Here is a 23,351-nt window from a genome sequence, read left to right as displayed (position 1 = left end):
GCCGTCCGTGGAGGCGGCGTCGGCCGTCTCCGTCCCTTTCGCGCGCGACCTTGCCCTCGTCGCCCTCGCCAAGGCGGTCGTTTCCGCCCTGGTCCTCGCGCTCGGCTTCCGGGCGGTGAGCGATGACGACTTCGCGCGCGTGGTCCTCGCGCAGGCGTGGGCCCACGCGCCCCGGCTCGACCCGACGGGGACGAGCTGGCTGCCTGTCCCTTTCTGGCTCAACGGCGCGCTCTTCTGCGTTCTTGGGCGCCTCTTCGCGCCGACCCTCGAGGTCGCCCGCGCCATCGCGTTCGCCCTCGGCCTAGCTTCGGCCGCGCTCGTCCACCTCGCCGCCCGCTGGATCACGGGTGACCGCCGCGCCGCGCTCGCCGGCGCGCTGCTCGCCGGCGCCTTCCCCTGGAGCGCTTGCCTCGGCGTGGCGACGGTCCCCGAGCTGCCGACCGCCGCCCTCTCGCTGTTCGCGGTGGCGTCGCTCGTCACGCCGCCGGCCGGGCCTGCGCCCCCGGCTGGGCGCGCCCTCTTTGGCGCGGTCGCGCTCGTGCTCGCGACGCTCTCCCGCTACGAACCCTGGTCCGTCGCCGTCGCCTTCGCGGCGATGGCGCTGCTCGCTGCCGCCCGCCTCGGCCAGGGCCGCGGCGCGCAGGCGAAGCTCGCGCTCGCCGCGCTCGTCGCGCTCGCCGGGCCCGCCGCGTGGATCGCGTGGAACCGCGTCGCTCACGGCGACGCGCTGCATTTCCTGGCCCGCGTCGCCTCCTACCGCAACGCGATCGGCCCGGGCGGCGACGGCTCGCTGCTGCGGCTCTTCGCGTACCCTGCCGCGATGGTCCGCGAGGAGCCGGAGCTCTTCGGGTGGCCCATCGCCATCGCCCTCGTCGCATGGCGTGCCCGCCGCGGCGCTGCGCCGGGGGCAGCCCGACCGCTTCCGCCGCTCCTTCGCGCGGCCCGTCCGTACGCGCTCCCCGGCGCCGTCGCCGCCTTCCAGATCGCGGCGCTCTCGCTCGCCCTCGTGCGCGACGGCGCGCCCACCCACCACCCCGAGCGAGCGACCCTCCTCGCGTTGCTCTTGCTCGCCCTCGCCGTCGGAGATCTCTCGGCGCGCGCCTTCCGGGGCGCCTCGGCCGGCGCGCGGCGCGCCCTCGGCGGCGCGCTGCTGGTGGTGCTGGCCCTCGGCGCCCTCTTCCGCCCGCACCTGCGCCGCGAGCACTTCAATCCGCGGAGGGACGAGGTCGCCATCGGCCGCGCCGCCGCGGAGCTCACGCCTCCTTCCGCGCCCCTCCTCCTCGAGGTCGTCGACTATGGCCACCTCGCGGCGCTCGCCGCCCTGGGGCGTCCCGAGGGGGTGCACCCCGATCGCTCGATCGATCCCCGTGATCCGCCTGTCCGCTCGAGCTTCGAGGACCCCGCCTCGCTCGCGCGCCGCGCCGCCGGCCTGGGCGCCGCCTACCTCATCGGGCGCGTCAGGCCGCCCGTCATCGATTTCGCCGGCCCGCCGCTCGCGACGCGCGGCGCCTGGGGGATCTGGCCGGTGCCGGCAGGCGGCGCGCTCGGGGCCTTGCCGGAGGGTGGCTCCAGGGGCCCCGCGCACCCGGCGGACAGGGCGCCATGAGCGAGCCCGCAAAGCCCTTCTTCGCGCACCCGTCTGCGTGCATCGACGAGCCCTGCGACATCGGCGAGGGGACGAAGGTGTGGCACTTCTGCCATGTCTCGGCGGGGGCGCGGATCGGCCGCGCTTGCGTCCTCGGCCAGAACGTCTTCGTCGCGGGCACCGCCGTCATCGGCGATGGCGTCCGGATCCAGAACAACGTGTCTCTTTATGACGGCACGCTGGTCGAGGACGACGTGTTCCTCGGCCCGTCCGCGGTGCTCACCAACGTCGTCAACCCGCGTGCCCCGATCGACCGTCGCGCGTTCCTCGACACGACGCGCATCCGTCGCGGCGCCACCGTGGGCGCCAATGCCACCATCGTCTGCGGCGTCACGATAGGGCGCCATGCGTTCGTCGGCGCCGGCGCGGTCGTCACGCGCGACGTGCCCGACTATGCGCTCGTCACCGGCGTGCCGGCCCGGCGTACCGGCTGGATGAGCCGCCACGGTCACAAGCTCGTCGCCTCGCGCGACGGCCTCCTGCGCTGCCCCGAGAGCGGCTATCGCTACGAGCGCCGCGGCGACATCGTCCGTTGTCTCGACCTCGACGAGGACGCGCCGCTCGCCACGACCCGCGCCGCAGCCACGCGCCATTACCGCGATCCCCTCTCCGCGGAGGACACCGACGGATGACCGCGCCTGTTCCCTTCTTCGATCGAGCCCGCGGCGATCTCGCCATGCAGGACGAGCTCTCCGCCGTGTTCCAGTCGGTCCTCCGGAGCGGCCACTACATCCTCGGTCCGGAGGTCGAGGCCTTCGAGTCGGAGTGCGCCGCGTACCTCGGCGTCCGGCACGCGATCGGCGTCTCTTCCGGCACCGACGCGCTGCTCGTCGCGCTGATGGCGCTCGGCGTCGGCGCGGGCGACGAGGTCGTGTGTCCCGCCTACACGTTCTTCGCGACCGCGGGCGCCATCCATCGCACCGGCGCCACGCCGGTCTTCGCGGACGTGCTCCCTGGCTCGTTGAACCTCGACCCCGCCTCCACGGCGCGCGCCGTGACGGAGCGCACCCGGGCGATCCTCGCCGTCCACCTCTTCGGCGGCTGCGCGCCCATGGACGAGCTCCTCGCGATCGCGGGCGGCCGCGGCCTGCCGGTCATCGAGGACGCGGCCCAGGCGTTCGGCGCCGAGCGCGGCGGCCGCCGCGCCGGGGCGCTCGGGCTCATGGGGTGCTTCTCGTTCTTCCCGACCAAGAACCTCGGCGGTTTCGGCGATGGCGGGCTCGTGACCACCGATCACGACGAGCTCGCGGAGCGCGTCCGGACGCTCAGGGCGCAGGGCGCTCGGAAGAAGCACCATCACACCCGCGTCGGCGGCAACTTCCGGCTCGACGCGCTCCAGGCGGCGCTCCTCCGGCGCAAGCTCCCGCGGCTCGACGCGCTCCTCGAGCGGCGGCGCGAGCACGCCGCGCGGTATGCCGCGCTGCTCGGCGGGCGAGATCTGCCCCTCGCGCTGCCGGACGCCGGCGCTGCGGGGCGCACGTTCAATCAGTATGTGATTCGCCTGAAGGATGCCTCTCTGCGCGATCCGCTGCGGAGCTCGCTTGCGGAGCAGGGCATCGGCACCGAGATCTATTATCCCGCGCCGCTCCACCTCCAGCCCTGCTTCGCGCGCCTTGGCCCGCCGGAGGGCTCCCTTCCGGTCGCTGAGGCGGCGGCGCGCGACACGCTCGCGCTCCCCATCTTTCCCGAGCTCACGGGCGAGGAGGTCGCCCGCGTGGCGGCCGCTATCGCCTCGTTCTTCGGTTGAGCCGGGCGCCTCGGCGCAGCGGCGTCAAGGCACCTCGGCTGCACCTCGCGTCGAGAGCGGCGCGCGTGCGCCATGGCGCCGGGCTTCGGCTTGCCGGATCGCGCGAGCGGGTGCTAGCGTGCGCCGCGCTGACGATGCTGCCGGCTCGCGCCATCACCCCGACTCCTTCCAGCGATCACCTCGCGCTGGGGGTCTCTGTACGGGAGCGGGCTCCGGCGGTCTCGACCGTGCACCACCTCGACGCCGACGGCACGGTCTGGGCGAGCCATGGGCGCGTCGTGCTGCGCCGCGCCCGCGGCGTCGGCGCGTTCGAGCCGTTTTGCCGGTTTCCCGCGGCGATGCCGCGTGACGCCATGGCGTTCCAGCGCCTGCTCGTCCGGGCGGCGCGCGCCGACAAGTGCAATGTGTACCGCACGTCGCGCGGAGTCGTCATCGGGGTTCGCGCGGGGACGATTTACCGGCTCGAGGAGGGGCGCGATCCGGCGCCGCTGGGCGCGATCGCTGGCGACTGCGTCCTGCACCGCGGGATCGCGGAGGACCCTCTCGGCGCCGCGTACCTCGGCGAGTACACGAGGAACGAGCGCCGTGGTCCGGTGCGCGTTCACCGGGTCGCCCCTGACGGCGACCGCGTCGATGTAGCCCACGAGTTCTCCGCGGGGTCGGTGCGGCATGTTCATGGCATCTTCGCTGACCCGTTCGACGTCGGCGCGGCGTGGGTGACCACCGGTGATCTCGACGGCGAGTGCTACCTGTGGCGAACGCGCGACTGGTTCCGCACGATCGAGAGGTTCGGGGACGGCACGCAGCGCTGGCGCGCCGTGCAGCTGTTCTTCACCGCGGACCACGTGTGCTGGTTGACCGACTCCGAGGTGACGCAGAACCATGCATGCCGCGCCGATCGACGCTCGCTCGCCCTCGAGGTGGGCTGTGCGATCCCCGCCTCGGCGTGGCACGGGGCCCAGCTCCCAGGTCCGGTGCTCATCGCGCTCACGGTCGTCGAGCGCGGCGCCGGGGTTCACCGCGACACGGCCGCCGTCCTCGCGAGCCGCGACGGGATCACCTGGCGGGAGCTCGCCTGCTTCCGCAAGGATCGATGGAGTCCTTACTGGTTGTTCAAGAACGGTGTCCTCACGCTGCCGTCTGGACATCTGCGTCAGGACGATCTCTGGTTGAGCGGAGAGGCGCTCGTGGGGCTGGACGGGAGCAGCGTGCGTATCGCGATCGACGGGGGCTTGCCGTGACCCTGCGCGATCGCGTGCTGGCGGGCGTCCGCGCCGCCGCGGTGTGGCTCGATGATCCCGCCCGGGGGCGCGAGCGCCGGAGCCGCCTCGAGGCCGCGCTGCGACGGGCGGCGTCCGGGGTGACCCGCGCCGCGCCGGCGCGCGCCGAGGGCGCCCTCCGCCCGGCGCTGGAGCAGCGCCGGTGGCGCGCTGGCGCGTGCGCCGACATCGAGGCGGCGCTCGCCGCAGGCGACGCTCGGGGAGCCGAGGAGCTCGAGCGGCTGCTTCGTCATGTCGAGCTGCGTCGCGGCGACGCCTTGGCGGAGATCGAGCCGCCGCAGGATCGCGCCGGCGTCGCGCGTGAGCGCGCCGCGGTCTGCTCGCTGCTCGCGCGGCAGGCACCAGCGCGCCGCGACTGGCGGCTGCTCAACGCCGCCCTCAAGCTCGCGGATCGGTTCGCGCCGGGGATGTCGCGGCGGGTCGGACCCGAGGTCGCCGCGGACTGGGCTGCGGCGCTCCGCGACGTCGAATCCGCCCTCGCGGAGCTGGAGGCGCAATGCGCATCGCGCTCCTAGCGCCCGTGCACACAAGCATGTACGCGCGGCTGCTCGCGTGGCGGCTCGGTCGCACCGACGGCATCGAGCTGACCGACGTCCTGCTGCGAGCGCCTTACCAGCTCGACCGGCTCCGCGACGAGCTTCGCCTCACCACGCCCGGCCGCGTGCTCGCCAAGGTCACCGGCAAGGTCCTGGTCGGCAGCCTCTCGTCCCCTCGCGAGGGGGAGCGATCGGTGCGGGACATCGCCGCCGAGGAGGGGCTCCCGGGGGCGTCCCTGCGAGACGTCGCTGCGGCGATCGGCGCGCGGTTCCACGTGGTCCAGAACCACAACGACGACCGGTCGCTCGCCGCGCTCCGGGCCGCCGCGCCCGACCTGATCGTGTTCGCGGGCGGCGGCCTGCTTCGCGCTCCGCTGCTGGCGATTCCCAGGATCGGTGTCCTCAACGCCCATGCGGGCGTCTTGCCCAGGTACCGTGGCATGGACGTCGCGCTGTGGCCCTTCCTCGAGGACGGCCCGCCCGAGCTCGGGGTCACCGTGCACCTCATCGACACGGGCGTCGACACAGGGCCCGTCCTGCTGGTCGAGCGGTTCGCGCTCGAGCCCGGAGACGACCACCCGGCCGTGATGAGGCGCGTCGAGCGCGTCGGGCTCGAGCTCATGTGTCGCGCGGTGCGCGGCCTGCGCGACGGGACCTTGACGCCTGCCCCCCAGGCCGCCGACGCGGGGCGCCAGCATTTCGTGCTGCACCCTGCGATCGCGGCGATCGCGGCGCGGCGGCTCCGGGCGCTCGCCCGCTGATCACGCCCCCGCATCGCACGCGCACCGCCGGCTCCTCGGCTGCGAGATGCTCCCCCTCGCCGGGGCCCCGGGTCGATGACCCGCCGCGCGCCCTCATCCGGCGGCTCCTTCGCGCGGCGCTTCGCGACCGGTGAACCTGAGCCCCGGAGCGTACAATCGGCGCGTGAAGGCGAGGATTCGTGAGCTCGGTTCATCGATCGACCCGTCCGAGGCCGCGCACGCCCTGCGGCTCCTGGTGGCGATCGCGGATCTGCGCTCGTTCTCCGCGGCGGCCGAGCGGCTGGGTCTCACGCCCTCGGCGGTGAGCAAGGCCGTCTCCCACGCCGAGGCTCGGCTCGGCGTGCAGCTCGTGCAGCGCACGACGCGCCGGGACTCGCTGACCGATCTCGGCGAAGCGTACGTCGCGCGCGGCCGGCAGCTCCTCGCCGACGTCGAGTCGCTCGAGCGCGACATCGCCGCGCGCGACCAGGCGGTGCGCGGTCCGCTGCGCGTCGCGGCGCCCGCGGTCTACGGCGCGTGCCGCGTCGCCCCGCTCTGCGCGCGCTTCCAGGCCGAGCACCCGGGCGTCACCGTGGATCTCCGCTGCGGCGATCGGCTCGCCGATCTGGTCGAGGAGCGCATCGACGTCGCGGTGCGCATGCTCTCCGCGCTCCCGGCCGAGCTCGTCGCGCGGCCGCTCGAGGACGACCGGCGCGGGCTCTACGCGAGCCCGGGCTACCTCCGCCGCCACCGCGCGCCGCGCGCCGCGGCGGAGCTCGGATCACACGCCGGGCTCCGCTACGGCGCGGGCGGCGCGTCGCACGTCGCGTTTCGTCTCGTCGAGCCCGGCGGCGCCGCGGCGACGGCGGCTTGCCCGCGGTCTTCTCGAGCGACAGCGTCCTCGCCGTGCTCGAGGCGACGCGCGCCGGCCTCGGCCTGGCCGAGCTGCCCGCGTACCTCGCCGCGCCCGACGTCGCCGCGGGCAGGCTGCGCGAGGTGCTCGCCGGGTGGCTCTCGGTGCGCCGCCAGGTCGTCGCGGTGTACCTCCCGTCGCGCTTCCTGCCCGCGCGGGTGCGCGCGTTCGTCGACCACCTCGTCGGCGCCCTCCGCGCGCCCGGCCGCGCGCGGCGCTGACGGCGGACGGCGGCGCGGGCAAACCGGGAATCTCGTTTGGCGTTTGGCGCTGCGGCGGTGCTGCCCACGGGGCCGGGCCGCGCGACCCTGCCTGTGCTAGACGTGCGCGCCATGAGCGTCGAGGTTGGCATCGTCGGACTGCCCAACGTGGGCAAGAGCACCCTGTTCAACGCGCTGACGGCCGCCAAGGCCGAGGCGCAGAATTACCCCTTCTGCACGATCGAGCCCAACGTCGGCGCCGTCCCTGTCCCTGACGACCGGCTCACGACGCTCGCGAAGTTCATCAAGACCGAGAAGATCATCCCCGCCATGGTGCAGGTGGTCGACATCGCCGGGCTCGTGCGCGGCGCGAGCACGGGCGAGGGGCTCGGGAACAAATTCCTGAGTCATATCCGTGAGGTAGATGCCATCCTCCACGTGGTCCGCTGCTTCACGCTCGCGGACGTCGTGCACGTCGACGGCGGGGTCGACCCGCTCCGCGACATCGACACGATCGAGACGGAGCTGATGCTGGCCGACCTCGGCTCCCTCGAGGGGATGCTGGAGCGCACGCGGAAGCAGGCCAAGGGCGACAAGGAGCTCCTCCCGAAGATCGCGCTCATGGAGAAGTGCCTCGAGGCGCTCCAGGCCGGCAAGCCCGTCCGTGGGCTCTCCTTCGACGACGAGCAGCGGAAGGTCGTGAAGACGTTCGGCCTGATCACGGCGAAGAAGGTCCTCTACGTGGCGAACGTCGACGAGTCCGACGTCTCCGGCACGGGCCCGCTCGCGACGAAGGTGCGCGAGCGGGCCGCCTCCGAGGGCAGCGGCGTCGTGCCGGTCTGCAGCAAGCTCGAGGCGGAGCTGAACGAGCTCGCGCCCGACGAGCGCAAGGAGATGCTCGAGAGCCTCGGCATGAAGGAGCCCGCGCTCTCGACGCTCGCGCGCGAGGCCTACCGGCTGCTCGGCCTCCAGAGCTACTTCACGGCCGGTCCCAAGGAGATCCGCGCCTGGACGATCCCGATCGGGTGTACGGCGCCGCAGGCCGCGGGGGTCATCCACACCGATTTCGAGAAGGGCTTCATCCGGGCGGAGGTCTACAAGGTGGACGACCTCGTCGAGCACAGGACCGAGGCCGCCATCCGCGCCGCTGGCAAGCTGCGCGTCGAGGGCAAGACGTACGTCTTCCAGGACGCCGACGTCGCGCACTTCCTCTTCAACGTCTGAACCGTCCGTCCCACGAGCGCGCCCGCCGCCGTCGCTCTCCCTGAGCGCGCCCGGTGCGCCCCTGCTTCGCGGGCGGCGCGGCACCGCCGTTGCTCCTCCGGCGTTCGCGCAGGCGCGGTGTGCCGGCCACGACCGCCGGCGCTCCGCGGACCTCGCGCTTCTCGGACGGAGGCAGGACGGTGCCCAGGGCGAGCGTCGGCGCGTGGTGTGTGCTGGTTCTCCTCTCCTCGTGGGGGAGCGCCGCGGCGGGCTGCGTCGCGGATGCCACCGACGTCCCGCCCGAGGAGGCGGGCGCCCCGGACCCGGGCGGCGGCGCGGCGCGGGCGCCTGTTCCGCCCGCGCTATGCGATTTGCCGCGCGGGTTCTCGGAGGGCACGCCGCCCCGCTTTCCAGCGGTGCCCGCGCCGGCCATCGGCCACAGGCCATCTGCGGAGCCCGGCGACGACGTCTTCGGCCGCTTCCTGCGATCCACCGTCGTCTTCTGTGGGCCCGACGAGCAGCCGTATTTCCTTCACTATCGCTTTTACCTCACTGGCCCGTTCTCGGGCCGCTGGCTGCGCCCGCCGCTGGTCCAGCCGCTCTGACCGCGCCCCACTGCCCAGCCCGCCTGGCGGCCGGAACCGTCGCCGTTCGTCGCCGTTCTTTGGACGATCGCGCCGATGGCCGCGGCGCCACGTCCGGTTTTTTGACCCCCTGGATCCGCTCGGCTACCTCCTTCGCCTTCACGGGACGAAAGGACGATCATTTGGGCGCACTCAAAGGATCCATCTCATTCTCGAAGTTCTATGTCCGCGGCGAGCTCACCGAGGGGTTCCGCGACAGGTTCGTCGAGCGAATCCAGCTCCGCGCGTTCCGGCCGCTCACGGTCGAAGAGGACGCGGAGCAGCGCGCCGGGTGGTGCTCCATCGAGAATCCGCTCGACTGCGAGCTCGATCACGGCAAGATCTTCTTCAACTCGTACATCAACCTCGGGCTCAGGACCGATCGCTGGCAGGTGCCCTCGGCGCTCTTCAAGGCGCATTTCGCCGAGGCGGAGCGGGAGCACCTCGCGAAGCGCGGGCGCGAAAAGCTCGGGCGGCGCGAGAAGGAGGAGCTCCGGGCCGTCGTGTCGAGGAAGCTCCGCGCGCAGCTCATGCCGGTGATGAAGGTCGTGGATCTGTCCTGGAACCTGGAGGCCGGCGTCGTCCGGTTCTGGAACCAGTCGCCGCGCGCGCACGAGGGGCTCTCGGAGCTCTTCGAAGAGACCTTCGAGCTCGATCTCGTGCCGGAGAGCCCGTATACCGCTGCCCGTGAGCTCGGCTTGTCGGCCGAGCAGCTGGCCGCGTTCGAGCTGCTCAAACCCACGGTCTTCCACGCTGACTCGACCCTTGGAGGTGCCCTGTGAGCCTCGCTGAGCTGATCGAGCAGCGCCGGTTCGTCGGCCGCGAATTCCTTGTCTGGCTCTGGTTCGAGAGCGAGCTCTTCGAGGGCCGCTTCTCCCTGGACGCCCTCGGCGTCTGCGAGCTCTGGCTCGAGGGGCAGATCACGCTCGTCCAGGAGAAGGAGCAGAGCCGGCTCAAGGGCGCGGCGCCGAGCAGCGCCCCCGAGGCCCACGAGGCGCTGCGCCAGGGCAAGCTCCCGTCGCACGCGCGCGTCCGCGTCACGCGCGGAGAGCTCGAGTATGCCTTCCTGTTCAACGCCGACGCGTTCTCGCTCTCGGGCGTGAAGATCCCGAGCGTCGTCAAGGACGCCGCGGACGAGCAGTTCTACGAGCGCATGTACCTCATCGAGGAGCTCGAGACGCTCTTCACCGCGCTCTACGGCGAGTTCCTCGCGCTCCGCCTCGGCGCCGCCTGGGAGTCCGGGGTGGCGCCGTTCATCCGCACCTGGGTCCGGGGCGAGCCCGTCGACACGGCCGCGTATCAGAAGCTCCGGGGCAAGCTCGCGCCCGTCCGCGGCGCGGCGAGGTCGAGGACGACCCCGCCGCCAGCGGAGAGGCCCGAGCGCGCGGCGCGCGTCGTCGCCTGAGCGCGCCGGCCGCCGTGCGCCGGCCACGCCGCGCAGGGCCGGCGCGCTCGCGCAGCCACGTCTACTTCACCTTGTCATAGACCTGCCTCGCCATCGCGAGGTGCTCCCGCAGCAGCGGCAGCCCCGTGGCGGCGAAGCGCCTCACGTCGGCGTCCTTCGCCTCCTTCGTGGCCTCCTTGAACTCCTCGACGTCGTCCTCGTGGTCGTCGACCATCTCGCTCATGTACTTCCGGTCGAACTCGGCCCCTGTCTTCCTGGACAGCTCGTCGACCTCCTCGCGCTGTTCCTGAGAGAGCTCCTGCGGCACGGGCACGCCCTTCTGCTGCGCGAGCGCCGCGAGCCGCTTGTTCATCGCCGAGTGGTCGTCGATCATCCGCTGCGCGAAGCGCTTCACGTCCGGGCTCGCGGCGCGCTGCTGCGCGAGCTGCCCGAGCCGCACCTCCAGCAGCCCTCCCTGGCCGGCCTCCTCCACGAACTCCCGATCCGATTCGTTGAGCTTGATCTGGTTGGCTCGGGCTTGCTCCCCTGCCGGGCGCTGCCCCTCTGCAGCTGTGGAGACCGGCAAGGACGCTGCCGCCATCATGATGGTGAATAGAACAGGCTTGAGCATCTCCTTCCCTCCTTGTCCTGGCGGTCGTCCACGACCGCGCGGCCGCGCCGAGCGCTCCATCGTCCCGCGACGGCCGCGCTCCACGGCTCGGCGCCTCCGGTCGAGCCGCCCGCCGTTTGTCGTGAGGTCGGGGCGCTCTGGCAAGGGGCGCAGCGAGCAGGTGATCGCCTCCGACTGGAAGGGCAAAAGGCTCCCGAGAACTGGGCCCCGGCCGATCGCTCCATCTACGGTTGGCGCCTGTGGTCGGCGAGTTCTTCAAGCGCCTCACGAACGGCGTCGTCTTCCTCCTCGCCGCCCTGACCTTCTTCCTCGTCCCCATCGGCAGGAAGACGGCCGCGCAGCACCTCGTCGCGATCGTCTCGACACCGCCGGCCAGGGAGGCCGCCTCGGCCTTCGCCCACATCGCTCGGCGCATCGCCACCGAGGCGAGCACCGAGCTGGACAAGCTCCGCCGCCCGCCGCCCTCGCAGCGCGAGCCGAAGCCGGCGACCGCGAAGGTGAGGCCGCCGCCGTAGCCGTCCCCGCCGTCGTTGCGGGTTGATCGCGCCGGGCGGCTCGCGCTGCTCGGCCCGCGCCGGGGGCTCAGCCCTTGCGCGGATCCTTCACGTTCGGGTGCTCGTTGTAGAAAGCGTCGAGGCTCTCGCGGGAGATCTCCGCCTCGATATCGCCGTCTTTCAAGATCTTCGCCTGACAGCCGAGGCGGCTCGTCGACCGGACGTCGAAGGCCTTGTCGAGGATGTCCTCCTCGTCCTCCTCGGCCTCGCTGAGGAGCTCGCGCCCCTTCGTGACGTAGACGTGGCAGGTGGAGCACGCGCAGACGCCGCCGCACGCGTCGCCCTCGGGCGCGCCCACGGACTTCGACGCCTGGAGGACGGACGAGCCCACCGGGGCCTCGACCTCCCACGCGCGTCCGTGCGCCAGAAATCGGACCTTGGCCATCAGCTCCTCCTCGCCTCGACGCCGGCCTTCGCCGCGCCAGCGCCGCCCGCCTCGACCTGCGCGTGGCTCGCGTCGTCCCCGCCGTGCTCGGCCAGGTGCGCGTCCACGCCCTTCGCCGCGGCGACCTTCGCCTCGACGTCCTCGACCTGCTTGCCCGCGATCGCCCTGGCCACGGCGCGGTCCATCCGCCGCCCCGCCCACCCGTGCGTCGCCTCGTCGAGCGCCTCCGTGCGCGCCAGGATCAGCCCCGGCTTGTCCCCGCGGATCGCCGCGTCGAGGCCCTTCAGCGCGCCCTCGATCGCCTCGCGCTCACCGGGATCGAGCAGATCGGCGTCCGCGGAGAGCGCCTTGCGCGTCGCCATCGCCACGCGCTCGCCCTCGACCCGCGCCTCGACCAGCCGGCGCTTGAGAAGGTCCTCCTCACCGTGGTCCAGCGCCGCGAGGAGCATGGTCTCGACCTCCTCGTCCGTCAGCCCGTAGCTCGGCTTAACCTCGACCTTCTGCTCGACCCCCGTCGTCTGCTCGCGCGCGGTCACGCCGAGCAGGCCGTCGGCGTCCACGCGGAACGTCACCTCGAGCCGCGCCATGCCCGCGGGCATCGGCGGGATCCCCTTCAGCACGAAGCGCGCGAGCGAACGGCAGTCGGCGGCGAGCTCCCGCTCGCCCTGCACGATGTGCAGATCGAACCCGGTCTGGTTGTCCGCGTAGGTCGTGAAGACCTGCCGCGCCCCCGCCGGGATCGTCGTGTTCCTCGGCAGGATCTTCTCGGCGACGCCGCCCATCGTCTCGATGCCGAGCGACAGCGGCAGCACGTCGAGCAGGAGCACCTCGTCCGCGCGATCCATCGAGCCGGCCAGGATGTCGGCCTGGATGGCCGCGCCCAGCGCGACGACCTCCTCCGGATCGATGTCCTTGAGCGGCTCCTTGCCGAAGAGGCGCGCCACGTAGTCGCGCACGTGGGGTACGCGCGTCGCGCCGCCCACGAGGATCACGCCGTCGAGGTCCGCGGCCTGGACGCCCGCGTCGCGGAGCGCGCGGCGGCACGCGACGCCGGTGCGCTCCAGGAGCGGCGTGATGAGCGCGTTCAGCTCGTCGCGGGTCACGGTGACCAGCTTCGACGCCGGGCCGCCCGTCGCCTCGGCCGCCTGCACGGGCAGCTCGATCTCGATCTGCGTCGCGTCGGTCAGCGCGTGCTTGATGCTGCGGGCGGTGTCGAGCGCGAGCCGCACCACCTCGGGCGTGCGCCGCGTCGCGCCCATCTCGTCGAGCAGCCGCTCCGCGAGCGCCCTGTCCATGTCGTCGCCGCCGAGCGAGCTGTCGCCCCCCGTGGACTTCACCTGGAAGACCCCGTTGTCGAGCAGGAGGACGGTGACGTCGAACGTCCCGCCGCCGAGGTCGTACACCGCGAACAGGCCGTTCTGCTGCTTGTCGAGCCCGTACGCGAGCGCCGCGGCGGTCGGCTCGTTGAGCAGGCGCAGCACCTCCAGCCCGGCCAGCCTGCCGGCGTCCTTGGTCGCCTGCCGCTGGGCGTCGTCGAAGTACGCCGGCACCGTGATCACCGCGCCGCCCACGGAGCGGAGCTCGCGCTCCGCCGAGGTGCGGAGCTCCTTCAAGATCTCCGCCGACACCTCGACGGGCGTCACGATCGCGTCCCGCACCTTGAAGCGCACGCTCTTCGCGTCGTCGGGGCCCTTCGGCTCCGCGAACTCGTACGGCCCGAGCCGCCGCGTCTCCGGATCGTTCGCGCCGCGGCCCATGAAGCGCTTCACGCTGACGATGGTCTCGCGGGGGTGGCTCTGCGCGAGCCGCCGCGCGCTGTCGCCAACGACCGCGCGGCCGCGCTCGTCGTAGTGCACGACCGACGGCACCAGCCGCTCTCCATTGCAGTCGTCGATGACCACCGGGCGGCCGTCGCGCACGCGGGCGACGAGCGAGTTCGTCGTCCCGAGATCGATGCCGATCGGGCTGGGCCTTGCCTTGGGGTCGAAAATTTCGAGGAGGGTCATTTCAAATCTGCGAGCTCTTCTTCGATGGCGCTCACTTCTTCGAGGAACCGCCGGATGTAGCGGAGCTCGCTGAGCAAGGCGAGCACGCCCTGCAGCTGCTCCGGATCATTCCCTGCGGCGGCGAAGGCGCCATGGATCGCCGTGAGGGTCGCCTGCTCGCGCGCGAGCATCGCCTCGCCGAGCCGCGCGATCCGCGCGGGATCGCGCCCCTTCGCCGCCTCGGCGAGCTCTTCGCGCGACTCCATCATCTCCATGAGCAGGGCGGGGGAGGCCTTCTGCTCGCCCTCCTCGCCCCGCGCGACCCCGGCGCGCTGGAGCAGCGCCTCGGCCCGGCGGATCGGATCCTTGAGGACGCGCAGGGCGTCGTTCGCCTCGATCGCGCGGCCGAGCGCGAGCCGGCGCTCGGCCGCTGGGGCGCCCGCGTAGCGATCGGGGTGGAGCGCGCGGGAGAGATCGCGGTGGCGCTGCTCCAGCGCGCGCAGGTCGAGGTCGAACCGCGGCTCGACGCCCAGGGTATCGAAGGGATCGGTCATGGCGTGCTCTGGGGAAGGCGCCTCGGAGACGGGGCGGGCGCTCCCTGCGGCGGCTCAGGCCACCGTGAACGAGTGCCCGCAGCCGCAGCGCGTCGCCTCGTGCGGGTTCTTGAACTTGAAGCCCTGGAACATGAGCGTCTTCTCCCAGTCGAGCACCGAGCCGCCCAGGTAGAGGATGCTCTTCTTGTCGCAGAAGACGCGCACGGTCGCCTTGTCCGGCTCGGCGAACTCCAGGACGAGGTCGCCGGACCGGGGCGGCTTGTCCTCGAACTCGATGACGTAGGAGAACCCGGAGCAGCCGCCGCCGCGGATCCCGACCCGGATGGCGCCCTCGGGCGTGCCGCGCTTGGCGAGCTGCGCCCGGATGGCCTGCACCGCGGCGTCGCTCACCGAGAGCGTCCGCTTCGACTTTGCCTCCGGCTCGCCCGAGGCCCCGTCGCTGCGCGCGGGCGCGCCGTCGGCCGTCGCGGCGGGCGCGGCGTGCGGCCCGGTGTCCGCCGCCTTGGTCGTGGTCTGCTCACTGCTCTGCATGCGTCGTTCCTTCTCCGGTTCCGGTTCCGGTGCTGTGGGCCGCCTCCGCCCCGAAGCCCCGGCGCTGTTACTCCGCGCTCGCCGCCGCCGCGGCCGCGGCGGGGACCGAAGGCGCCGCGCCCGCGAGCTCCCTCTTCGCCTGCTGCTTGGCGCGGAAATCGGCGATGGCGCTCTTGATCGCGTCCTCGGCGAGGACCGAGCAATGGATCTTCACCGGAGGCAGGTGGAGCTCCTCGGCGATCATGCTGTTCTTGATCGTCTCGGCCTCGTCGATCGTCTTGCCCTTCAGCCACTCGGTGGCGAGCGACGACGACGCGATGGCCGACCCGCAGCCGAACGTCTTGAACTTCGCGTCCTCGATGACGCCGCCCTCGCCGACCTTGATCTGCAAGCGCATGACGTCGCCGCAGGCCGGAGCGCCGACGAGCCCGGTGCCGACGCTCTCGTCATTCTTGTCGAGCGTGCCGACGTTGTGGGGGTTCTCGTAGTGCTCGATGACCTTATCGCTGTATGCCATGGCTCTCTCCTCGACCGTTTCCTTTCGTCTCGAAACCTTGCTCTGTCGGGCCGGCGGCGCCCGCGCCGCTCGTCAATGGGCCGCCCACTGCACGGTGTTCAGGTCGATCCCCTCTTTGTGCATCTCGTAGAGGGGCGACATGTCGCGCAGCTTGTTCACCTTCCGGATCACGAGGTCAGCCACGTAGTCGACCTCCTCCTCGGTGGTGAAGCGCCCGAGCCCGAACCGGATGGACGAGTGGGCGAGGTCGTCGCCGATGCCCATCGCGTGGAGGACGTAGGAGGGCTCCAGGCTGGCGCTCGTGCACGCCGAGCCGCTCGAGACCGCCACGTCCTTGATCGCCATCATCATGGCCTCACCCTCGACGAAGCTGAACGACACGTTGAGGTTGCCCGGCAGCCGCCGATCGGGCGAGCCGTTCAGCTGGATGGCGTCGAGCTCCTTCCAGAGCCGGTTCCTGAGCCGCTCGCGCAGCGACAGGATGCGCGCCGACTCCGCCTCGCCCTCCTCCAGGAGGATCTCGGCTGCCCTGGCGAACCCGACGATGCCGGGCACGTTGAGCGTGCCGGACCGCATGCCGAACTCGTGGCCGCCGCCGTCCATCTGCGCGGTGATGCGGACGCGCGGCTTCGACCTGCGCACGTACAGGAAGCCGATGCCCTTCGGGCCGTAGATCTTGTGGGCCGTCACCGACGCGAGGTCGACCCCCATCTGCTCGACGTTGAACGGGACCTTCCCGACCCCCTGCACCGCGTCGGAGTGGAGGAGGATGCCCTTCGATTTCGTGATCTTTCCGATCTCGGCGATGGGCTGGACGGTGCCGACCTCGTTGTTGGCCAGCATGATCGAGACAAGGATCGTCTTGTCGGTGATCGCCCGGGCGACGTCGTCCGGGTCGACCATCCCGTACTTGTCGACCTTGAGGTAGGTGACCTCGTAGCCCTGCTTCTCGAGCCGCTTGCAGGTGTCGAGCACCGCCTTGTGCTCGATGACGCTCGTGATGATGTGGTTGCCCTTGTCCTTGTAGAACTCGGCGACCCCCTTGATGGCGATGTTGTCGCTCTCGGTCGCGCCGGAGGTGAAGACGATCTCCTTGGGGTTCGAGGCGCCGATGAACCTGGCGAGCGTCTCGCGAGCGTGGCCGACCGCCTCCTCGGCCGTCCAGCCGAAGACGTGGCTCCGGCTCGCGGCGTTGCCGAATTTGCCGTTGAAATACGGCAACATCGCGTCGAGGACACGCTGATCGACGGGCGTCGTCGCGTGGTAGTCCATGTAGATCGGAAGCTGGATAGCCATGATGTTTCTCGCTCAGCGGTGATTCGAGCCGTGGCGGCAATGCCCATTGCCGCGGATCCCGGCGACGAGCTCGGGCTCAGCCGTGCTCTTGTCGTGGAGGTTACAGTTCGTACAGGCGGCGACGAGCTCTGCCGGGTCGCACGCCTCGCAGGTGTCGAGGTAGGCGAGGCTCGCCACGAGCTCGTGCTCGAGGGTCTTGAGGTGCGCGACCTGCTCCCGCACCTCTTCGAGCTTCTGCTGGTAGACGTGGCGGATCTGCGCCATCGCGCCGGGGGCCGAGGGGGACGACTCCCAGGTCGAGACGATCTGCTGGATCTGGCTCAGCGACAGGCCGAGGTCGTGGAGCTTGCCGATCCACCGGACGCGGGTCAGGGCCGCGTGATCGTAGAGCCGGTAGCGCCCCTTGGAGCGGGCGTGCGGCGTGAGCAGCCCCACCTCTTCGTAGTGGTGGATCGCCCGCACGGTTTTCCCGGTTGCCTTGGCGATGTCCCCCACCTGAAGGAGGCGCTCCTCCTCCTCGGCGCCACCGAGAGCCCCCATCAGGTCGTCCGTTCGGGACGTGCCGGACGTGACGGGCCCCGCGATGCTTTGCTCGTGGGCTAGCGGAAGGTGGTGGCGGGTGGTCATCGGGTGGTCATCGGCCAGTCGCGCTCGAAACCGTGCTCGGTTGAAACCATGACCCTTACGTGCGCGTGAGGGTTGGGGACCTTGTAGGTCGGAGCGCCAAGACTGTCAACCGGGTCGTACGGGGCCAGCGTGAAACAGCGGAAGGAGGCGGAATCGGTGGCCGCTCGAGGTGCCGGAGGGCAACGTCACGGGCCACCGGCCGCGGCCGCGAGAGGCGGCCGCGCCGCGGCTGGTCGGGGCGGCGGGAAGGCGTGCCTGCAGAGCCCGCCTCCACCGCCCTGTGCCGAGGCAGGCTGGCTGCTTTCCTGGGGTCGCGGGCCGTTCGGCGCCGATCCGGCGCTGTCGGCCCGGCGCTCGGCGAACGGGCGTTCCCGCCATCCATCGCCGCACAGGTATGGTATCACCTCCGCGACGATAGCGACGCGATGGCAGACAAGAAACGAATCCTGTTCGTGGGCTCGTTCAATCCCCCGGCTGACGGGAAGATGGGTGGGCAGTACTTTGCTTGTCGCTCTCTGATCGAGAGCGATCTGAAAGACGATTTCGATTTCCTCCTCGTCGACTCCACCCTCGACAGCATCCGGGTGCAATCGGCGCGCCGCAGGCTGCACAGGATCGCGCCGAGGGTGCTGAGGTGCGTCAGGGCGCTGCTCTTCTCGAGGGTGGATGCGGTCCTCTTGTTCTCGAGCTCGGGGCTGAGCTTCGTCGAGAAGGGATCGATCGGGCTCCTCGGCAAGCTGCTCGGCAAGAAGGTCGTCATCTTCCCTCGCTCGGGGCCGATCGTCGACAACGTCGCCAGGAGCAGGCTGTACAGGTCGTACCTGAGCGCCGTCGTGAGATCCTGCGATGTCGTGATATGCCAGAGCGAAACCTGGCGGAGCTTCTTCCAGAGCCTGGTCCCCGAGGCGTACGGGGACAAACTCGTCATCATCGAGAACTGGCTGCCCGACTCCAGCTTCGGCGACGTGGGACACAAGGCATACCCTCGGGCCATGGACAGGCCCTTGCGGCTGCTCTATTTCAACCGGATCGAGCGGCAGAAGGGTATTTACGATTTCCTCGAGGCCATGCTCCTCTTGCAGCGGGCGAACGCCTCGGTCAGCGCCAAGATCTACGGAGACGGAAGCGAGCTGGACAACGTGCGCAGGTTCATTGCCGAGAACCAGCTCGCGAACACCGAGTACATGGGCTGGCTCTCGACGGACAAGAACGAGGTCATCTCGTCTTTCGATCTGTGCGTGTTCACCTCGCACAGCGAAGGGTTCCCGAACGCCTTGCTCGAGGTCATGGCCCTCGGGGTCCCCGTCGTGTCCAGCAGGGTGGGCGCCGTGAACGATCTCGTGGTGTCCGGGAGAAATGGGCTCCTGGTGGACGTCGGGAGCCCGGGCCAGATCGCCGAGGCGGTCCTGACCGTCCTCCGCGAGCCGGCGCTGCTGGAGGAGTTCTCGCGGCGCTCGCTCGAGAGGGTGAGGCAGACCAACAGGATGGGTCATGCCGTGACCAAGTTCAGAGACCTGTTATCGACGCTATGAAGAACCCTTCTGTGCTGCTGTATCGGCTGGGAAACTTTTTTTATCGAAACAACCTGACCTTCGTCGCCACGCTCATCACGTGGTTGAACAGGTTCGTGTTCGCGGTCTTCGTTCCCTCCTCGGCCACGATCGGGGCGAATTTCAGGCTCGCTTACTGGGGGCTCGGGGTCGTGATCCACACGAGGACGGTCATCGGCGACAACTGCCTCGTCTGCCAGAACGTCACGATAGGGAGAAACTTCGGCAGCCAGGGCGTCCCGCGCCTGGGCAACGACGTCTATGTCGGAGCGGGGAGCGCGATCTTCGGCGACATCGCCATCGGGGATAACGTGATCATCGGAGCCAACAGCGTCGTGAACAAGGACGTGCCGTCCAACTCCGTCGTCGCCGGGAATCCGTTCAGGATCATCGCGTCCGACAGGAAGCTCAAGTACTACGAGCTGGATAACCCGAGCGCCTGATCCGCAGGATCGGGTCGGCCGGACCGCGTGACCGGGCGCATCTCCACGCGCGCCCTGTTCCATGGCGCGCGTCCATGGCGCGCGTGGCCCGCGCGCGCCTGCATCGCCACGGGCGCCCTGGCTTCGCCGGGCCGGGGAGCGCCCGGGGCGACGCGCTGCGACATTCGTCCAGATTTGTCCTGGACCGAGCTGGGAAACCGTGATTCCTTTCGCGAGGCACCCGCCCCGCCGGCGGCCCTGCCCTAGCGAGGACGTGATGAGCAACGCGGCGTCGTCGGCCGGAGACAAGGCAGGAAAAGCGCATTGGAATCAAGTGTGGTCGAACCGGTCGCTCCCGAAGCCGGTGGATCCGCACGCGCGTGGGCTTCGGCAATACGTGCGCCAGGCATTTCATCGGGAGTTCGTTCGCGCGTTCGAGGGCATGGACACGAAGGGGCAACGCCTGCTGGAGATCGGCTGTGGTCGTTCCGCCTGGCTCCCCTACCTCGCGCGTGAGTTTGGCTTTCAGGTCAGCGGGCTCGACTATACCGAGATTGGATGCGCGCAGGAGCGGGACATCCTCGCGAGCGCCGGCATCCCTGGCGAGATCGTGTGCGCCGATCTGTTCGAGCCTCCGGAGCGCTTCGTGGGCGCCTTCGACGCGGTGGTGTCGCTCGGCGTGGTCGAGCACTTCGAGGACACGGCGGGCTGCCTCCGCGCATGCGCGCGCTACCTGCGCCCGGGCGGGCGCATCGTCACGGAGATCCCGAACATGCGCGGGCTCGTGGGGTGGGTGGCCAAGGTCACCGACAGGCCCACCTACGACGTTCATGTTCCGCTGGATCGCGAGGCGCTGGTGAAGGCGCATCGCGACGCGGGCCTCCATGTGCTGCGGAGCGACTACATCCTTCCGCTGGACGTCAGCCTCTTCGGCGTGGGCAGCATCGGGTCGCGCTGGCTCCGCCTGCCGGCGGTCGGCGCTGCCTCCGCCGTTGCTGAGCTCGTCTGGGCGCTCGACGCGCGCGGCCTGGCTCCCCGACCGAACGCCGTCACGTCCCCGTACATCTTCTGCGTCGCCGAAAAGAGCTGATGGCCCGACTCCATCACACCATGGAGTCTCGGGCCAGAAAGCGCACACCAGGCGCGGGCTCCATCGCTGTTATGGAGCGCCACGCGCCTCGCGAGGGGCTCCAAGCCTTGCGGGGACGAAAAGGGCCCGCCGAGGCCGCGTCTCTGTCCCGATGAAGGCGTTTCCGCTTTCACGGCAAGCCCCGCCACGGCCGAGTCCGGCATAACGACATTGTCACCAGGTCGACGCACCATGGTAGACACTCACAGGTAAAATTGTTCGATGTGACTGTAAATTGTAGGCGGCGGCAGAATATTCCAGATGCTCGCCGCATTCCAAAGCCTGCTCCTGGGTTGTTCCGTGTGCTGACTTGGGGTACTAGGTGCGCACCAACAACGGGCTGTCCGCCATGGTGATAAGCTATGAATGTCGCCCGCCGCGCCGCACCTTAGGGGTGCGGGATTTCCAGAGGAGCGAGCGATGGTAAGTACGCTCACGGCGGTCATTCTGGCGCTGGTGCTCTCGTGGGCAGCGACGCCGCTCGCGCGCCGCTTGGCGGTGACGGTGGGGGCAGTGGATGAACCGACCGCGCGACGCGTACACACGCGGCGCGTCCCGCGCCTGGGCGGGCTCGCGATCGTGGCGGGTTTCGTGCTGCCGCTGTTCATCCTGGTCGCGCTGAGGACGCAGATCGGGCTGATGTGGTTCTCGCAGCGCTCGCTGGTGGTGGGGCTGCTGGCTGGAGGGCTGGCGATCGCCGCGGTCGGCGCCTGGGACGATACGAAGGGAATGCGCGCGCGGCACAAGCTGGCCGCGCAGGTCCTCGTCGCGTCGATCGCCTGGGCCTTCGGGCTCCGCCTCGAGTGCGTGACGCTGCCGTACTTCGGGCATGTATCGTTCTGGCCGCTCTCGTTCCTGGTGACGATTCCGTGGTTCGTCGCCATCATCAACGCGGTCAACCTGATCGACGGGCTCGACGGGCTCGCGGCGGGCGTCGGCTTCTTCGCCTGCGTCGCGAACTTCATCACCGCGTACCTCGGCGGCTACCCCGGCAACATGGTGATCTGCCTGCTCGCGGCGACGCTCGCGGGCGCGATCGTGGGGTTCCTGTTTCACAACTTTCACCCCGCGACGATCTTCATGGGGGACACCGGGAGCATGTTCCTTGGGTTCATGCTGGCCGCGATCCCTCTCTTCGGCGTGGGCACGCACAAGGGCGGCACTGCGCTCGCCGTCATGGTGCCGCTGCTCGCGCTGGGCCTGCCGATCTTCGACATGATCTCGGCGATGGTGCGGCGTTATGTCGCTCGCCGGCCGATCTTCTCCGCCGATCGTTCGCACATCCACCACAAGCTGCTCGACAAGGGCCACTCCCATCGCAGCGCGGTGCTGATCCTGTATGGGCTCAGCCTGCTGTTCACCGTTGTCGCGCTGGTGGCGTATGTCGGCCGCTCGCTCGAGATCGGGTTCGCCCTCGTCGCCTGCAGCGTGGTGCTCTTCATCGTGGTGCGCACGGCGGGCTCGCTCCCGCTCTTCGGGGCGCAGCCGCAGGACCCCCGGCGCGCCCGCGAGGCCACCGTGGAGGCGCTGCGCCGCGCTGTGCCGTGGGCGCTGATGGAGATCGAGGCCGCGAGCGGCGTGGACAAGCTGCGCCCGGTGCTCGAGCGCTTTGCGGAGGAGGCGAAGCTCGTCGCGCTCGAGGTGAGCTCCGCCGGGGCCAACGGCAGCGCGCGCGTGAAGCCCTGGAGCTGGGAGCAGGACGCGGCGACGGCGCAGCAGCTCCGCGAGGCGGTGGTCGCGGTGTTCCCGATCCAGCTCGAGGGCGAGACCGTCGAGCTGCGCTTCCGCTGGGATAGCGAGGAGTGCGCGGTCAATCCGCAGGCCGACATGCTGCTGCAGCTCGTCGTGGACTCTGCAGAGCGCCTGCTGCTGCGCCGGCCGCCGCCCCGCACGCGGGATTCGCGCCCGCACGGGCGCTTCTCGGTGGTGTGAGGGCCGCTATCCCGCGCTGATGTGTTCGTGCCGCCGGACTGATTGAGGAGATATCGTGGATATTGCCCGCAAGATCGTTGGTCTCAACTGCAAGACGAACGAGCTCTATTATCGTTTCAGCGATCATGCGCATTACTGGAAGGTCTACCAGGGCATCGTGGACGAGGCGGTCGCGCCGGCGACGGACATCATCCACCTCGGCTGCGGGCCGCTGTGGTTCGGCAAGGTCGCGACGGTGCCTCTCGACGGCAAGACCATCTACGCGGTCGATCCGGATGAGGAGGCGCTCGCGCGCAACCCGGCGCAGCGGCATATCTGCGCGTACGGCGAGTCGATCCCGCTGCCCGACGGCTGCGCGGACGTGATCGCCGCGGACCACCTGCTCGAGCACCTCGAGCGGCCCGAGGCGGTGCTGCGCGAGGCGCACCGCCTGCTGCGGCCGGGAGGGCGGTTCGTGTTCACGGCGCCGAACCTCCTCTCCTATTCGGGCCTCGCGACCCACCTCACGCCGCACTGGTTTCATACGCTCTACGTCGGGATGCTGCGCGGGACGAGCGGCAGCGACAATGCCAAGCCGTACCCGACGTACTTCCGCATGAACACGGTCTGGGCCGTGAAGCGCCTCGCGAAGGCCGCGGGCTTCCGCGTCGACAAGCTCGCTACCGGGGTCGACCACCCGAGCTACACGGTGTTGATCCCCGGGCTCCACCAGGCTGCGCTGGCGCTGCACCTCGTGCTCGACAAGGTCGAGGCGCTCGCGCCTTTTCGCATCACGCTCACAGGCAGCCTCGTCCGCGAATAGCGCACGGCCTGCAGCGGTTTCCGCCCCCCTCTGCACCATGCCGAGCAGAGCGGCGGTCTCCCGCACAGGAGACGGGCCCAGATCGGCGTTTTCGGCGCGCAAGCGCACTCCTGTGCGCTGAGCACCGAAGACGTCGAGGTGGGCCCGTATCCGAAGCGGGTGACC

25 protein-coding genes and 1 pseudogene are annotated in these 23,351 nt (G+C 70.6%); 18 read left to right on the top strand and 8 right to left on the bottom strand.

The annotated features are described in order from the left end of the window. Window positions 1–7: 7 nt before the first annotated feature. From WME73_RS40820 to WME73_RS40765, 12 genes and pseudogenes are all read left to right on the top strand, one after another. Complete coding sequence (locus WME73_RS40820; RefSeq protein ID WP_437913101.1) at window positions 8–1,606, top strand: hypothetical protein; 1,599 nt, start codon at window positions 8–10, stop codon at window positions 1,604–1,606. Then, complete coding sequence (locus WME73_RS40815; RefSeq protein ID WP_437741659.1) at window positions 1,603–2,277, top strand: acyltransferase; 675 nt, start codon at window positions 1,603–1,605, stop codon at window positions 2,275–2,277. The genes WME73_RS40820 and WME73_RS40815 overlap by 4 nt, the downstream gene beginning before the upstream one ends. Further along, complete coding sequence (locus tag WME73_RS40810; RefSeq protein ID WP_437853148.1) at window positions 2,274–3,392, top strand: DegT/DnrJ/EryC1/StrS family aminotransferase; 1,119 nt, start codon at window positions 2,274–2,276, stop codon at window positions 3,390–3,392. Before WME73_RS40815 ends, WME73_RS40810 begins: the two co-directional genes overlap by 4 nt. A 134-nt stretch (window positions 3,393–3,526) precedes the next feature. Then, window positions 3,527–4,633: a hypothetical protein gene (locus WME73_RS40805; RefSeq protein ID WP_437741657.1), complete on the top strand. Its 1,107-nt coding sequence runs from the start codon at window positions 3,527–3,529 to the stop codon at window positions 4,631–4,633. Continuing rightward, window positions 4,630–5,187, top strand: a complete 558-nt coding sequence (locus tag WME73_RS40800) for a hypothetical protein (protein ID WP_012239950.1) — start codon at window positions 4,630–4,632, stop codon at window positions 5,185–5,187. The genes WME73_RS40805 and WME73_RS40800 overlap by 4 nt, the downstream gene beginning before the upstream one ends. Then, window positions 5,169–5,969 carry a formyl transferase gene (locus WME73_RS40795; protein ID WP_437741656.1) on the top strand — a complete coding sequence of 267 codons (801 nt, stop codon included), beginning with the start codon at window positions 5,169–5,171 and terminating at the stop codon, window positions 5,967–5,969. Before WME73_RS40800 ends, WME73_RS40795 begins: the two co-directional genes overlap by 19 nt. Before the next feature lie 130 nt (window positions 5,970–6,099). Further along, window positions 6,100–6,708: pseudogene (locus WME73_RS40790) on the top strand (LysR family transcriptional regulator); the annotation flags it as partial. A gap of 110 nt (window positions 6,709–6,818) precedes the next feature. Continuing rightward, window positions 6,819–7,082 (top strand): LysR substrate-binding domain-containing protein, encoded by a 264-nt coding sequence (locus WME73_RS40785; RefSeq protein WP_437913100.1) that lies wholly within the window; start codon window positions 6,819–6,821, stop codon window positions 7,080–7,082. A 111-nt stretch (window positions 7,083–7,193) separates the two neighbouring features. Then, on the top strand, window positions 7,194–8,285 hold the full coding sequence (ychF, locus tag WME73_RS40780) for a redox-regulated ATPase YchF (RefSeq protein ID WP_437741654.1): 1,092 nt from the start codon (window positions 7,194–7,196) through the stop codon (window positions 8,283–8,285). Between the two features lie 179 nt (window positions 8,286–8,464). Continuing rightward, window positions 8,465–8,869, top strand: coding sequence for a hypothetical protein (locus WME73_RS40775; RefSeq protein ID WP_437913099.1), 405 nt, complete (start codon window positions 8,465–8,467; stop codon window positions 8,867–8,869). A 161-nt stretch (window positions 8,870–9,030) separates the two neighbouring features. Continuing rightward, on the top strand, window positions 9,031–9,669 hold the full coding sequence (locus WME73_RS40770) for a hypothetical protein (protein ID WP_437913098.1): 639 nt from the start codon (window positions 9,031–9,033) through the stop codon (window positions 9,667–9,669). After that, a complete protein-coding gene (locus tag WME73_RS40765) occupies window positions 9,666–10,292 on the top strand; it encodes a hypothetical protein (protein WP_437295126.1) in 627 nt (208 codons plus the stop codon). Before WME73_RS40770 ends, WME73_RS40765 begins: the two co-directional genes overlap by 4 nt. Window positions 10,293–10,353: 61 nt before the next feature. On the opposite strand, the gene WME73_RS40760 is transcribed toward WME73_RS40765, so the two are convergent. Beyond that, window positions 10,354–10,902, bottom strand: a complete 549-nt coding sequence (locus WME73_RS40760) for a DUF4142 domain-containing protein (protein WP_437913097.1) — start codon at window positions 10,900–10,902, stop codon at window positions 10,354–10,356. A gap of 239 nt (window positions 10,903–11,141) precedes the next feature. Here WME73_RS40760 and WME73_RS40755 point away from each other — a divergent pair, with 239 nt between their 5' ends. Beyond that, window positions 11,142–11,417, top strand: a complete 276-nt coding sequence (locus WME73_RS40755) for a hypothetical protein (RefSeq protein ID WP_437741649.1) — start codon at window positions 11,142–11,144, stop codon at window positions 11,415–11,417. A 67-nt stretch (window positions 11,418–11,484) separates the two neighbouring features. Here WME73_RS40755 and WME73_RS40750 read toward each other — a convergent pair whose 3' ends face one another. From WME73_RS40750 to WME73_RS40720, 7 genes are all read right to left on the bottom strand, one after another. After that, window positions 11,485–11,841 carry a 2Fe-2S iron-sulfur cluster-binding protein gene (locus WME73_RS40750; RefSeq protein WP_437295123.1) on the bottom strand — a complete coding sequence of 119 codons (357 nt, stop codon included), beginning with the start codon at window positions 11,839–11,841 and terminating at the stop codon, window positions 11,485–11,487. Continuing rightward, on the bottom strand, window positions 11,841–13,847 hold the full coding sequence (gene hscA, locus WME73_RS40745) for a Fe-S protein assembly chaperone HscA (RefSeq protein ID WP_437913096.1): 2,007 nt from the start codon (window positions 13,845–13,847) through the stop codon (window positions 11,841–11,843). The genes WME73_RS40750 and hscA overlap by 1 nt, the downstream gene beginning before the upstream one ends. Beyond that, window positions 13,844–14,380, bottom strand: a complete 537-nt coding sequence (gene hscB, locus WME73_RS40740; RefSeq protein ID WP_437913095.1) for a Fe-S protein assembly co-chaperone HscB — start codon at window positions 14,378–14,380, stop codon at window positions 13,844–13,846. Before hscB ends, hscA begins: the two co-directional genes overlap by 4 nt. Window positions 14,381–14,434: 54 nt before the next feature. Then, a complete protein-coding gene (locus tag WME73_RS40735; protein WP_437741646.1) occupies window positions 14,435–14,911 on the bottom strand; it encodes a HesB/IscA family protein in 477 nt (158 codons plus the stop codon). Window positions 14,912–14,978: 67 nt separating this feature from the next. Further along, complete coding sequence (gene iscU / locus WME73_RS40730; protein WP_437913094.1) at window positions 14,979–15,428, bottom strand: Fe-S cluster assembly scaffold IscU; 450 nt, start codon at window positions 15,426–15,428, stop codon at window positions 14,979–14,981. Window positions 15,429–15,500: 72 nt separating this feature from the next. Further along, window positions 15,501–16,718 carry an IscS subfamily cysteine desulfurase gene (locus WME73_RS40725; protein ID WP_437748091.1) on the bottom strand — a complete coding sequence of 406 codons (1,218 nt, stop codon included), beginning with the start codon at window positions 16,716–16,718 and terminating at the stop codon, window positions 15,501–15,503. An 18-nt stretch (window positions 16,719–16,736) separates the two neighbouring features. Then, entirely contained in the window at window positions 16,737–17,264 is a 528-nt protein-coding gene (locus WME73_RS40720; RefSeq protein ID WP_437741644.1) for a MerR family transcriptional regulator, read from the bottom strand. Window positions 17,265–17,776: 512 nt separating this feature from the next. On the opposite strand from WME73_RS40720, the gene WME73_RS40715 reads away from it, so the two are divergent. The 5 genes from WME73_RS40715 (at window position 17,777) to WME73_RS40695 (ending at window position 23,186) form a co-directional block, all read left to right on the top strand. Then, on the top strand, window positions 17,777–18,883 hold the full coding sequence (locus tag WME73_RS40715) for a glycosyltransferase family 4 protein (protein WP_437913093.1): 1,107 nt from the start codon (window positions 17,777–17,779) through the stop codon (window positions 18,881–18,883). Next, entirely contained in the window at window positions 18,880–19,344 is a 465-nt protein-coding gene (locus WME73_RS40710) for a serine O-acetyltransferase (protein WP_437741642.1), read from the top strand. The genes WME73_RS40715 and WME73_RS40710 overlap by 4 nt, the downstream gene beginning before the upstream one ends. Before the next feature lie 256 nt (window positions 19,345–19,600). Then, on the top strand, window positions 19,601–20,413 hold the full coding sequence (locus WME73_RS40705; RefSeq protein WP_437913092.1) for a class I SAM-dependent methyltransferase: 813 nt from the start codon (window positions 19,601–19,603) through the stop codon (window positions 20,411–20,413). 405 nt (window positions 20,414–20,818) lie between these two features. Then, on the top strand, window positions 20,819–22,384 hold the full coding sequence (locus WME73_RS40700; protein WP_437741640.1) for a glycosyltransferase family 4 protein: 1,566 nt from the start codon (window positions 20,819–20,821) through the stop codon (window positions 22,382–22,384). A 55-nt stretch (window positions 22,385–22,439) separates the two neighbouring features. Continuing rightward, entirely contained in the window at window positions 22,440–23,186 is a 747-nt protein-coding gene (locus WME73_RS40695; protein ID WP_437741639.1) for a class I SAM-dependent methyltransferase, read from the top strand. Window positions 23,187–23,351 lie beyond the last annotated feature (165 nt).

Source organism: Sorangium sp. So ce302 (assembly GCF_051530145.1).
Classification (GTDB): domain Bacteria; phylum Myxococcota_A; class Polyangia; order Polyangiales; family Polyangiaceae; genus Sorangium; species Sorangium cellulosum_B.
The sequence above is the reverse complement of the archived record's forward strand: the minus strand, read 5'-3'. Positions and strand labels throughout refer to the sequence as shown.